The 11,743-nt window shown below is 69.1% G+C and carries 10 protein-coding genes; 2 read left to right on the forward strand and 8 right to left on the reverse strand.

Annotated elements, in window-relative coordinates; all coding sequences use genetic code 11:
* Window positions 1–73: 73 nt before the first annotated feature.
* The 7 genes from SK854_RS36970 to kdpF are packed head-to-tail and all read right to left on the reverse strand — an operon-like array spanning window position 74 to window position 8,462.
* Window positions 74–988, reverse strand: a complete 915-nt coding sequence (locus tag SK854_RS36970) for a glycoside hydrolase family 16 protein (protein WP_319979793.1) — start codon at window positions 986–988, stop codon at window positions 74–76.
* Between the two features lie 54 nt (window positions 989–1,042).
* Window positions 1,043–1,732 carry a response regulator gene (locus tag SK854_RS36975; RefSeq protein WP_319979794.1) on the reverse strand — a complete coding sequence of 230 codons (690 nt, stop codon included), beginning with the start codon at window positions 1,730–1,732 and terminating at the stop codon, window positions 1,043–1,045.
* Window positions 1,729–4,245, reverse strand: a complete 2,517-nt coding sequence (locus SK854_RS36980) for a sensor histidine kinase KdpD (protein WP_319979795.1) — start codon at window positions 4,243–4,245, stop codon at window positions 1,729–1,731. Before SK854_RS36980 ends, SK854_RS36975 begins: the two co-directional genes overlap by 4 nt.
* Window positions 4,223–4,750 carry a potassium-transporting ATPase subunit C gene (locus tag SK854_RS36985; RefSeq protein WP_319979796.1) on the reverse strand — a complete coding sequence of 176 codons (528 nt, stop codon included), beginning with the start codon at window positions 4,748–4,750 and terminating at the stop codon, window positions 4,223–4,225. The genes SK854_RS36980 and SK854_RS36985 overlap by 23 nt, the downstream gene beginning before the upstream one ends.
* A gap of 3 nt (window positions 4,751–4,753) precedes the next feature.
* The gene (kdpB, locus tag SK854_RS36990; RefSeq protein WP_319980052.1) at window positions 4,754–6,718 is read right to left on the reverse strand and encodes a potassium-transporting ATPase subunit KdpB; all 1,965 of its coding nucleotides are present in this window, start codon (window positions 6,716–6,718) and stop codon (window positions 4,754–4,756) included.
* A 23-nt stretch (window positions 6,719–6,741) separates the two neighbouring features.
* Complete coding sequence (gene kdpA / locus SK854_RS36995) at window positions 6,742–8,364, reverse strand: potassium-transporting ATPase subunit KdpA (protein ID WP_319979797.1); 1,623 nt, start codon at window positions 8,362–8,364, stop codon at window positions 6,742–6,744.
* On the reverse strand, window positions 8,364–8,462 hold the full coding sequence (gene kdpF / locus SK854_RS37000) for a K(+)-transporting ATPase subunit F (protein ID WP_319979798.1): 99 nt from the start codon (window positions 8,460–8,462) through the stop codon (window positions 8,364–8,366). The genes kdpA and kdpF overlap by 1 nt, the downstream gene beginning before the upstream one ends.
* Before the next feature lie 273 nt (window positions 8,463–8,735).
* On the opposite strand from kdpF, the gene SK854_RS37005 reads away from it, so the two are divergent.
* Together SK854_RS37005 and SK854_RS37010 are read left to right on the forward strand one after the other, a co-directional pair.
* A complete protein-coding gene (locus SK854_RS37005) occupies window positions 8,736–9,356 on the forward strand; it encodes a nucleoside/nucleotide kinase family protein (protein WP_319979799.1) in 621 nt (206 codons plus the stop codon).
* Complete coding sequence (locus SK854_RS37010; protein ID WP_319979800.1) at window positions 9,353–10,867, forward strand: hypothetical protein; 1,515 nt, start codon at window positions 9,353–9,355, stop codon at window positions 10,865–10,867. Before SK854_RS37005 ends, SK854_RS37010 begins: the two co-directional genes overlap by 4 nt.
* Here the strand turns inward: SK854_RS37010 and SK854_RS37015 are convergent.
* Window positions 10,864–11,709, reverse strand: a complete 846-nt coding sequence (locus tag SK854_RS37015; protein WP_319979801.1) for an alpha/beta hydrolase — start codon at window positions 11,707–11,709, stop codon at window positions 10,864–10,866. The two genes, SK854_RS37010 and SK854_RS37015, sit on opposite strands and share 4 nt — an antisense overlap.
* Window positions 11,710–11,743: the final 34 nt, after the last annotated feature.

The raw sequence follows: 11,743 nt of genomic DNA on the forward strand, positions 1-11,743 counted from the left end.
CTTCCCCCCGAAGTCCCCTGCCGTCCAAGCTAGCGACTTCGGGGAGGTGGAGCAGTAGGGCTGGCCACAGGTTCTACGGTCGGGTCCACACCGCCACGTAGTCGACCAGCATCGGCCTGCCCGGCGTGGTCTGCGCGGTCGGCGTCGCCCGTCCCGCCACGCCGTTCGGGAACGCGCCACCCACCGCCACGTTCAGCAGGATGAAGTACCCCTGGTGCGAGGTCATGTTGTTCCACGACGTGGCGTCCATCTGGTTCTGCCGCACGATGTGGAACTGCTGGCCGTCGACGTACCAGCGCAGCTGGTTCGGGCTGACCGAGCGGTCCCACTCGAAGCGGTAGGTGTGGAACGCGGACTGGCAGGTGCTGCCGGGGCAGGCGCGGGACGCGCCGAGGCCGTTCGTCTCGTTGCACGGACCGCCGGGGTTGACGCCGCAGTGCAGCACGCCCCAGACGCTGTTGATGCCGTTGACGTTCTCCATGACGTCGAACTCACCGATGCTCGGCCAGTTCCAGTAGTTGCCGCGGTACGGCGAGCCCAGCGCCCAGAACGCCGGCCAGTAGCCCAACGCGGCCGCACCGGTCACGTTCGGCATCTGGATGCGGCCCTCGATGCGCAGGATGCCGCCCGCCGGTGCCTTGAAGTTCGCGCGACGAGTCTCGATGCGCGCCGAAGTCCACTCGCCGTTGGAAGCGCGCAACGGGGTGATGCGCAGGTTGCCGCCGCCGTCGAGGGCCAGGTTGGCGCGGTCGTTGGTGTAGCGCTGGATCTCGCCGGTGCCCCAGTTGCCGGGGCCGCCGGGGTAGCCGTGCCCGGTGTCGACGATCCAGTTGGTGCCGTTGGGCGCGGTGTTGTTCGCGCCGGTGAAGTCGTCCGACCAGGCAAGAGACCAGCCTGTCGGGGTGGGTGGAACCGCTGCCTGCGCGATGCCGGAGAGCGGGAGGACGAGGATCAGTCCCAGCAGGGCGCGCGTGAGTTTTCGAGCCACGATGATGACCTCTCTGTCACGATCGCACGGCAGCGGAGTTCCATGGAAGCGCTCTCACGCCCGCCCGTCAACCTCGAAGCGGTATCCCATTCCGGGCTCGGTGATCAGGTGCCGCGGGTGGGCCGGGTCGTCCTCCAGCTTGCGCCGCAACTGGGCGAAGTAGACGCGCAGGTACTGGGACTCGTTGACGTGCATCGGTCCCCACACCTCCTGCAGCAGCTGTTTCTGCGACACCAGCCGGCCCGGGTTGCGGGCCAGGATCTCGACCAGGCCCCACTCGGTCGGCGTCAGATGCACTTCACGGCCGTCGCGGCGGACCTTCTTCACCGCCAGGTCCACGACGAACGACGACGTCTCGACCACCGGATCGCCCGCCTCCCGCGCGAGGTTGCGGCGCACGGCCGCGCGCAACCGGGCCAGCAGCTCGTCCATCCCGAACGGCTTGGTGACGTAGTCGTCGGCGCCCGCGTCCAGGGCCTCGACCTTGGCCGACGAGTCGGTGCGCGCGGACAGCACGATGATCGGGATCGTGGACCAGCCGCGCAGGCCGGCGATCACGTCCACGCCGTCGATGTCGGGCAGGCCGAGGTCGAGCACGACCACGTCCGGCTTGCCCTCGACGGCCACGCCGAGCGCGGATTTGCCGTCGTAGGCCGTCATCACGTCGTATCCCCGCGCGCTGAGGTTGATCCTCAACGCCCGCACGATCTGCGGTTCGTCGTCCACTACCAGCACTGACGTCATCCGGAAGCCTCCTCGTGGGCGGGCAGGGAAATGACCACGGTCAGGCCGCCGCCCGGGGTGTCCTCGGCGCTGATCTCGCCGCCCATGGCCTCGGTGAAGCCCTTCGCGACGCTCAGGCCGAGACCGACGCCCGGTGTGGCGGACCGGTCGCCGAGACGTTGGAACGGCGCGAACACCTTGTGTCCCGCCTTCTTCGGCAGTCCGGGGCCGTGGTCGACGATCCGGAGCTCGACGGAGGACCCGTGCGCGCTGGCCCGGACGGCCACCTCGGATCCGCCGTGCCGCAGCGCGTTGTCCACGACGTTCGCGACCACTCGTTCCAGCAGCCCGAGGTCCGCGAGCACCGGCGGCAGGTGCTCGTCCACCACGACGGAGATCGTGTTCCGTTCGTCGACACCGGCCAACGCCCGCGCCACCGCCTCGTAGTAGCTGACGGGCCGCAGCACCGGCTCGACCGAACCGGTCGCGAGCCGTGACGAGTCCAGCAGGTTGTCCACCAGGCCGGTCAGCCGGTCCGCGGACTCCTCCACGGTCGCCATCAACTCGGTGACGTCCTGTTCGGACAGTGGCAGCGAGGTGTCGCGCAGGCTGCCGATGGCGGCTTTGATCGACGTCAGCGGTGTGCGGAGGTCGTGGCCCACCGCCGACAGCAGTGCCGTGCGCAATTCCGACGTCTCGACCTTGCGGTGCGCGTCGCGTGTCTCGTCGGCCATTCGCTGCTGCCGCAACGCCATCAACGCCTGCCCGGCGGCCGCCTCCAGCACGCGCTGGTCGCTCGCGGGCAACATCCGGCCGCGGAGTGCGAGGTGGATGTCGGACGTCACCATCACATCCGCGTCGGCGTCATCCGGTTCGTCGCACGGCCGCGGTCCCACGCACGCGACGCGTTCCCAACCGCCGCCACGGCGTTCGAGCAGTGCCACCGACTCCAGGCCGAAGTTCACCCGGATCTTCTCCAGCAGCCGCGCCAGCGGATAGGGCGACGTGAGCACGGTGCGGGAGTAGGAGGCCAGCAACGCGGCCTCGGTCCGGGCCCGCGCGCCCTGCTCTCCCAGCCGCGCCGCCCGGTCGACGGTCAGCGCCACGACCGTCGCGACGATCACCATGGCGGCCAGAGTGATCACGTTCTCCGGCGACCGCACGGCCAGGCTGTAGTAGGGCTCGGTGAAGAAGAAGTTCAGCAGCCCGGCACCGAGGACCGCGCAGAACAACGCCGGCCCCAGCCCGCCCGCGATCGCCACCACGCACGTGACCAGCAGGAACGCCACCAGGTCGGTCGAGAAGTCCAGCTCGTCGCGCCACAGCATGCCCAGCCCGGTGACGGCGGCCGGCAGCACGAGCGACAGTCCCCAGCCGATCAGACGCCGTTTCAACGACAACGGGTCGGTCTGCACCTTCCAACGCAGACCGCGCCGCGACTCGTCGTGAGTGACCATGTGCACGTCGATCGCGCCGGACTCCTGCACCACGGCAGCGCCGATGCCCTCGTCGAACGCCCGCGCGACCCGTGACCGGCGCGAAGTCCCCAGCACGAGCTGAGTGGCGTTGACGCCGCGGGCGAACTCCAGCAACGCCGTCGGCACGTCGTCGCCGACCACCGAGTGGAAGGTGGCGCCGACGTCCTCGGTGATCTTGCGGGACCTGGCGACGTGCTCGGGCGTCACGCCGGACAGCCCGTCGCCGCGCATCACGTGCACCACGAGGAGTTCCGCGCCCGCCCGCACCGCGATCCTGCGTGCCCGGCGGATCAGCGTCTCGCTCTCCGGCCCGCCGGTGATCGCGGCGACGACCCGTTCCCTGGTCTCCCAGGTGTCGGTGATCTCCTTCTCGCTGCGATAGCGCTGCAACGCGACGTCGACCTGGTCCGCCACCCACAGCAACGCCAGTTCGCGCAACGCCGTCAGGTTGCCGAGCCGGAAGTAGTTGCCCAGCGCCGCGTCGATCCGGTGCGCCGGATAGACGTTGCCGTGCGCCAGACGCCTGCGCAACGCCTCAGGCGTGAGGTCGATCAGCTCGACCTGCTCGGCGCGGCGGACCACCTCGTCCGGCACCGTTTCCCGTTGCCGCACACCGGTGATCCGCTCCACGACGTCGTTCAGCGACTCCAGGTGCTGGACGTTGACAGTGGACAGGACGTCGATGCCCGCTTCGAGCAGTTCCTCGACGTCCTGCCACCGCTTCTCGTTGCGCGAGCCCGGCGCGTTGGTGTGCGCGAGCTCGTCGATCACCGCGACCTCGGGCCCGCGCGCCAGGATCGCGTCGACGTCCATCTCCTCGACTTCGAGGTCGCGGTGCCGGATCACCTTGCGCGGCAGCACCTCCAGGTCCTTGAGCAGGGAGGCGGTCTTGTCACGGCCGTGGGTCTCCACGAGTCCGACGACCACCTCCGTGCCGCGCTCCCGGCGCCGGTGGGCCTCGCCGAGCATGGCGAAGGTCTTGCCGACGCCGGGAGCGGCGCCGAGGTAGATCCTCAGCTCACCCCGGCGACCGTCAACTGGCGCTGTCGATGGCACGGTTCAGCGCAGTCACGTTGACGGTGGTGGTGAAGGTGCCGTGAGTGTTGGCAGCGACCAGCTCGCGGACCTTCTCCACCGGCAGCCCGGACGCGCGCGCCACGCGGGGCACCTGCAACGCCGCGTACTCCGGGCTGATGTGCGGGTCGAGGCCGGAAGCCGACGCCGTCACGGCGTCCTGCGGGACCTGGCTCTCGGGCACGCCTTCGCGTTGCGCGATCTCAGTGCGGCGCTCCGCGATGACTTTCGTGTAGTCCTCGTTCAGCTCGCCCTTGTTCGACCCACCGGACGCGGGCAGCGTCGCGGCCGACGGCCTCGGGACGAAGTACTGGTCACCCTCGCGGGCAACGGCGACCAACGTCGTGTCCGTGGCCTCGGCGTTGGCGTGCAGGCCGGGGAGCCGCGACACACCCCACACCGACAGCGGGTAGAGCACCCCCAGGAGCACTGTGAGTGCGAGCAGGATCCGCAGACCCGCCCAAGACTGCTTCAGAAAGTTGTCCATGGTTCAGCCGATCCCGGGGATGAGTCGCACGAGCAGGTCGATCAGCCAGATCCCGGCGAACGGCGTCACGACGCCGCCCAGGCCGTAGATCAGCAGGTTGCGCCGCAGCAGCGCCGACGCGCTGGACGGCCGGTAGCGCACGCCCTTCAGTGCCAACGGGATCAGCGCCACGATGATCAGCGCGTTGAAGATCACCGCCGACAGGATCGCGGACTGCGGCGTGGCCAGGTGCATGATGTTCAGCTTGTCCAGCGCCGGGTAGATCGCCGCGAACATCGCGGGCAGGATCGCGAAGTACTTCGCCAGGTCGTTCGCCACGGAGAACGTCGTCAGCGCACCGCGGGTGATCAGCAACTGCTTGCCGATCTCCACGATCTCGATGAGCTTGGTCGGGTCCGAGTCGAGGTCGACCATGTTGCCGGCCTCCTTCGCGGCCGACGTGCCGGTGTTCATGGCGACACCGACGTCGGCCTGGGCCAGCGCGGGCGCGTCGTTCGTGCCGTCACCGGTCATCGCGACCAGGCGTCCGCCCTCCTGCTCCTTGCGGATCAGGGCCATCTTGTCCTCGGGCTTGGCCTCGGCGAGGAAGTCGTCCACACCGGCTTCCGAGGCGATGGCCTTGGCGGTCAACGGGTTGTCGCCGGTGACCATGACCGTCCGGATGCCCATCGCGCGCAGCTCGGCGAAGCGTTCCTTCATGCCGGGCTTCACGACGTCGGACAGCCTGATGACGCCGAGGACCTGGCCGTTCTCCGCGACGACGAGCGGAGTGCCGCCCTGGCCGCTGATCTCGTCGACGATCTCGCGGGCGGTGTCGGTCAGCTCGAACGCGGACGCGGCGCCCTTGCGGATGCTGCGGTCACCGAGGTCGATGCCGGACATGCGGGTCTGCGCGGTGAACGGCACGAACTCGCCGGTCTTCTCGTGCTCACTGGCGGGTTGCCCGCCCGCGAGTTCGAGGATGCTGCGGCCTTCGGGGGTGTCGTCGGCCAGGCTCGCCAGTCGCGCGGCCGCCACGAGCATCTCGTGGGAGGTCGGGCCGACCGGGATGAACTCGGTCGCGCGCCGGTTGCCCCAGGTGATCGTGCCGGTCTTGTCGAGCAGCAACGTGTCGATGTCGCCCGCCGCCTCGACCGCCTTGCCCGAGGTCGCGAGGACGTTGCGCTGCACCAGCCGGTCCATGCCCGCGATGCCGATCGCACTGAGGAGCGCGCCGATCGTCGTGGGGATCAGGCAGACCAGCAACGCCGTCAGCACGACCACCGACTGCTCGCCACCGGAGTAGATCGCGAACGGCTGCAGCGCCACCACCGCGAGCACGAAGATGATCGTCAGCGTGGACAGCAGGATCGTCAGCGCGATCTCGTTCGGCGTCTTCTGCCGTTCCGCGCCTTCGACCAACGCGATCATGCGGTCCACGAAGGACTCGCCGGGCTTCGTCGTGATCCTGACGACGATCCGGTCCGACAGCACGGTTGTACCGCCCGTGACCGCGCACCGGTCGCCACCGGACTCGCGGATGACGGGCGCGGACTCGCCGGTGATCGCCGACTCGTCGACGGTGGCGATGCCTTCGACGACGTCACCGTCGCCGGGGATGACCTCACCGGCCTCCACGACCACCAGGTCGCCGATCTTGAGCTCGGTACCGGCCACGACGTCGCCGTTGAGCATGCGGGCGACGGCGTCCTTCTTGGTCCTGCGCAACGAGTCGGCCTGCGCCTTGCCGCGCCCTTCCGCGACGGCCTCGGCGAGGTTCGCGAACAGCACGGTGAACCACAGCCACAGCGCCACCGCGACGGTGAACACGCTCGGGTCGGTCGCCGCGAACACGGTGACCAGCAGCGACCCCACCCAGACCACGAACATGACGGGGCTGCGCAGCTGGTGACGCGGGTGGAGCTTGCGCAACGCCTCCGGGATCGCCGCGGCGATGCTGGGCTTGGCAGGTGTCTTCTCCTGTGCCACAGCCGGTTTCTGAAGGGTGGTGGTCACAGCAGTGCCTCCGCGATGGGACCGAGGGCGAGAGCGGGAACGAACGTCAGCGCGGCGACCAGGACGATCGCGCCGGTGAGCAGCGTCGCGAAGAGCGGCCCGGTGGTGGGCAGCGTGCCCGCCGTCACCGGCACCTTCTTCTGTGCTGCCAACGATCCGGCGAGGGCCAGCACCGCGATGATCGGGATGAACCGGCCGAACAGCATGCACAGGCCGAGTGAGGACTGGAACCAGTCGTTCGTCACCGTGATGCCCGCGAAGGCCGACCCGTTGTTGTTCGACGCCGACGCGTAGGCGTAGAGGATCTCCGACAGCCCGTGCTCCCCCGGGTTGTTCAACGCGCCCTGTGTACTCGGCAGGATCGCGGCGATCCCGGCTCCGATCAGCAACACAGTCGGCATCGCGAGAATCGACACCGCGGCCGCCGTGACCTCCTTGCGCCCCAGCTTCTTGCCCAGGTACTCCGGCGTGCGGCCGACCATCAGGCCCGCCAGGAACATCGCGATGATCGCCATCACCAGAATGCTGTACAGCCCCGTGCCGACACCACCCGGCGTCATCTCGCCGAACAACATGTTCAGCAACGTCGCACCGCCACCCAGCCCGGTGTAGCTGTCGTGCAGCGAGTTGATCGCGCCGGTCGACGTGCCGGTGGTGGCGTCGGCGAAGATCGCGCTGCCGGGGATGCCGAACCGGAGTTCCTTGCCCTCCAGGGGCCGAAGGCCGTTCGCCTCGGCGGCCCAGATGATCCCGAGCATGGCCGTCCAGATGACGCCCATGACGCCGAGCAGGACGTAGCCCTGCTTCTTGTTGCCCACCAGCTGACCGAACGTGCGGGTCAGCGCGACCGGGATGGCCAGGATCAGGAAGATCTCGATCAGGTTCGTCCACTCGTTCGGGTTCTCGAACGGGTGCGCCGAGTTCGCGTTGAGGACCCCGCCGCCATTGGTGCCGAGCTCCTTGATGACCTCCTGGCTCGCAACGGGCGCGTTCGCCACAGTTTGGCCATCAACGTCCACACCGGACTTGAGACTCATCGTGACGCCGAACGCGATCAGCACGATGGCGCCGATGAACGCGATCGGCAGCAGGATCCGGACGGTGCCCCGGACGAGGTCGACCCAGAAGTTGCCGAGCCGATCCGTCTGGTGCCGGACGAAACCGCGGACCAGGGCGATGGCGACGGCCAGGCCGACCGCCGCGGACACGAAGTTCTGCACGGTCAGGCCGATCATCTGGACCGTGTGGCCCATGACGGCTTCCGGCACGTACGACTGCCAGTTCGTGTTGGCCACGAAGCTGATCGCCGTGTTGAACGCCATGCCCTCCGGCACGTTGCCGCGGTCGAAGTTCAACGGCAGCACGGACTGGATCCGCTGGATCACGTACAGGAACACGATGCCGACGAACGAGAAGCCCAGCACGCCGTACGCGTAGGTGCTCCACTTCTGTTCGGCGTCCGGGTTGATCCGCGCGAACCGGTAAATGGCCTTCTCGACTCTTGAGTGGCTCTTCGCGGTGAACACGCGGGCCATGTAGTCGCCGAGGGGCCGGTACACGACCGCGAGGGCCGCGACGAGGATGCCGACCTGCAGGAGGCCGGCCACGAGAGGTGACATCAGAACTTCTCCGGCCTGACGAGTGCGATGAACAGGTAGACGATCAGCGCGAGCGCGATCACACCGGCGACGGCGTTCGCGACGAGTCCCGTGCTCACAACTTCTCCAGTCCACGCACCGTCAGGCCCAGCACGACGAAACTCCCGATCAGCAGCAACGCGTAGGCCAGGTCGGCCATGACGCCGCTCCCTTCAACGACAAGGATTCTTGATGACGCCCGGAAGCGTGCATCACGAAATGCCTGATCAGGGGGTGCCTGACAGCGTCCTTACGGGGTCGGGCCCCGCCTTTACGCGTTCTTGAGGCCGGGGAGACCTGGGTCTCATCCGATAGGGCCTGTGGCGGTCACGATGTGTGAGAACGTCGGTGCCATGACGCGTGCGGAGATGCTCGGCGAAGTCGCCGATCTGCTGCCTGCCCGAGGCCTGGTCGGGGTCGACGGGGTCGATGGCGCGGGCAAGACGACGTTCTGCGACGACCTGGCTCAGGTGCTGCGTTGCAGGGGGCGCGAGGTGGTGCGCGCGTCCGTGGACGACTTCCACCACCCGCGCGCGATTCGCTGGCAGCGCGGACGGTCGTCGCCGGAGGGCTTCTTCCTGGACAGCTACGACTACGAGCGCTTCACCGGTCTCCTGCTCACGCCGTTCGCGGCCGGGCAACCGTTCCGGCGGGCGAGCCACGACCTGGAGACCGACGAGTACGTGGACGCGCCGGCCGAGGTCGCGCCGCAGTCCGCGCTTCTGCTGGTGGACGGCATCTTCCTGCACCGCGACGAGCTCGTGCGGCACTGGGACTTCTCGGTGTTCCTGGACGTCGGCTTCGCGGTGTCGGTGGCGCGGATGGCCGTGCGCGACGGCAGCCCGGCCGATCCGGACGACCCCCGCAACCGCCGTTACGTCGAGGGGCAGCGCCTGTACCTGGCGCAGTGCGATCCGGTGGCGCGGGCGAGGCTGCTGATCGACCACCGGGACGTGATATCCACTCGCGCGTGATCAACCCTGTGAGCCGCGGCGAGACGTGGCACCGCCCTGCCAGAAGCGGCCATCCGGATCCCTTGAAGATGCTGGGGTACGTCTGGCCTGTCGTCGAGGAGTTGCGGAGCAAGCCTCGCGAGGACTGGCCCGGTCCGGACGCGTTGACGGAAGCCCTGGTGGAGCTGGCGGAGTGGTTCGAGGAGTGCGGCTGGGACGACTTCGCGTTGCGCACGCACCACGAGGTGCTGGAGTTCCGCCGGGAGGCCGGTGACGCCGAGAAGCTGCGGCGCGTCCTGACGTTGATGCGCGACAACCTCATGCGGCAGGAACGGTACGAGGAGGCGTTGGAGGTCACGCAGGAGGAACTGCCACTGGCGCTGCGCCTGGCCGTGCCGGGCCACAGCAGTACGGGGATCGCCAACACGGCCAGGTACTGGGTCACCAACCTCCTCGGCAGACTCGGCAGGCACGCCGAAGCCGCCGAGAACGCCCGCGCGGCCGTCGCCGAGCTGGACGGCCAGGAGCTGGTACCGCACCGGCTGCCGGGCTACGACCTCGCGCACGCATGGCTGGAGTACGCGCACCGCCTCGCGACGATCGGCGACTACGAGCAGGCGGCGGAGTTGACCTCGCTCAGCGCGGCGTTCTGGCGGCACCGCGGTCCGGGACGGAACATCAACGGCCACAACGCTTTCGAGGAGCTCGGCCTCCTGCAGGTGCGCCTGGGCCGGTTCGAGGAGGCACGCGTGTCCGCCGACGAGGCCGTGGCCGTTCTGCGGGAGCACGCGGAGGACGAGGGCGACTGGCAGTCGCTCGACGACCTCGCCGGAGGACTCCACAACCACGCCAACCGCCTGCTCGACCTGGGTTTGTTCGCCGAGGCGCTGGAGGCCGCGCAGGAGTCGGCCGACCGCTACCGCGAGATGCTCGCGGCCACCGAACGCCACGCCATGGTGATGAGGGCGGAGCTGCGGCTCTCGGTCGCGCTCGTCAGTCTGGGCAGCAGGCTGCACGACGCCGGCAGACTCGACGAGTCGCTGACCGCCAGCGACGAGGCGATCTCCCTCGCGACCAAGCACGAGGACCGCGAGCTCGGCCGCCAGACGCTCGCGCGTGCGTGGAACAACCGGGCGAGCCTCCTGATCACGCGCCGCTCGTACGCCGAAGCCGCGGAGGCCGCCGCGAAGGGCATCGAGCTGTACCAGATGGCCGATGGCAAAGCCATGGCGCGCAACACCTTCGCACTGGCCTCGGCGCAGGCGGGCGAGCTCGGCGTCGCGCTGGAGGCGTCACTGTGGTCGGTAGCCCACTATCGGGAACAGCACGCCGGCGACCCGTACGAGTACAGCGACCTGCTGGCCGACGCGCTCTGCGACCACGCGCTGATCCGCGTCCTGCGTTCCGAACACGCGGAGGCCGAGGCTGCGATCAGCGAATCCCTTGCGATGTACGAGGAACTCGCCGCGCACAACCCCGGCCGCCACCGGCGCGAACTGGATCGAGCCCGGTCGGTCGCCGCCCGGATCTAGAGGTTCTTCGCGAAGAACTCGCTCACCCGCTCGACGACCTGGGGCACGTACCTGTCGTACAGGTCGACGTGCGTCGCGCCGTCGACCCAGTGGAACTCCTTGGGGCCGCCCGCCTTCTGGTAGGCCTCCACGCTCATCCACGACGTGATCGCCTCGCGCCCGGCCACCAGCAGCAACGGCCGCGGCGCGATCAGGTCGACGGCGCGGAACGCGTCGAACGCGGCGATCCGGCCGACGCTGCTCCACGTCACCGTCTTCGCCGAGCGCGGGTGCTCACCGCGTGGCGTGCAGTAGTACTCCCAGCCCTCGTACGAGTGCGGGCCGCCGGCGCGGGCCTGCTCGCCGGTCTCGGGGAAGAGCGTGAAGCTGCCCTCCCGCACCTGGTCCAGCATTCCCTGCAGCACGGCGGGATCCTGGGTGCCGTCGGCGCCGAACCGGAACTGGCGGGCGATGTCGGCCAGGCTGACGGTGGCGATCGCCTTGATCCGGTGATCGGTGCCGGCGGCCGCCACCCCGTAGCCGCCGGACGCGCAGATGCCGAGCACGCCCACGCGTTCGTCCTCCTCGCTGAGGAACTTCGCGGCCGCACGGATGTCCTCGACCCGTTGGAACGGGTCCTCCAGGCCGCGCGGCTCTCCCTCGCTCTCGCCCTGGTAGGCGGCGTCGAACGCCAACGCCAGAAAGCCCTGTTCAGCGAGCTGCTGTGCGTACAGTCCCGCCGTCTGCTCCTTGACGCCGGTGCCGGGATGCCCGACGACGATCGCTCCGAGCGGAGCGCCTTCCGGCCGGTAGAGGTGGCCGGCGATCTCGAGTCCGTTGCTGGGGAAGGTCACGTTGTCCATGTCCACCACGGTCGTCCCGCGAGACCGGCACAAC

The sequence above is a fragment of the Lentzea sokolovensis genome (assembly GCF_033949975.1).
Lineage (GTDB): Bacteria > Actinomycetota > Actinomycetes > Mycobacteriales > Pseudonocardiaceae > Lentzea > Lentzea sokolovensis.

Excerpts from the sequence above, each read along its gene's own strand:
- SK854_RS37015 (WP_319979801.1), bottom strand. The coding sequence starts at position 11,709 with ATGGACAACGTGACCTTCCCCAGCAACGGACTCGAGATCGCCGGCCAC.
- kdpA (WP_319979797.1), bottom strand. The coding sequence starts at position 8,364 with ATGTCACCTCTCGTGGCCGGCCTCCTGCAGGTCGGCATCCTCGTCGCG.
- SK854_RS36985 (WP_319979796.1), bottom strand. The coding sequence starts at position 4,750 with ATGGACAACTTTCTGAAGCAGTCTTGGGCGGGTCTGCGGATCCTGCTC.
- SK854_RS36975 (WP_319979794.1), bottom strand. The coding sequence starts at position 1,732 with ATGACGTCAGTGCTGGTAGTGGACGACGAACCGCAGATCGTGCGGGCG.
- SK854_RS37005 (WP_319979799.1), top strand. The coding sequence starts at position 8,736 with ATGACGCGTGCGGAGATGCTCGGCGAAGTCGCCGATCTGCTGCCTGCC.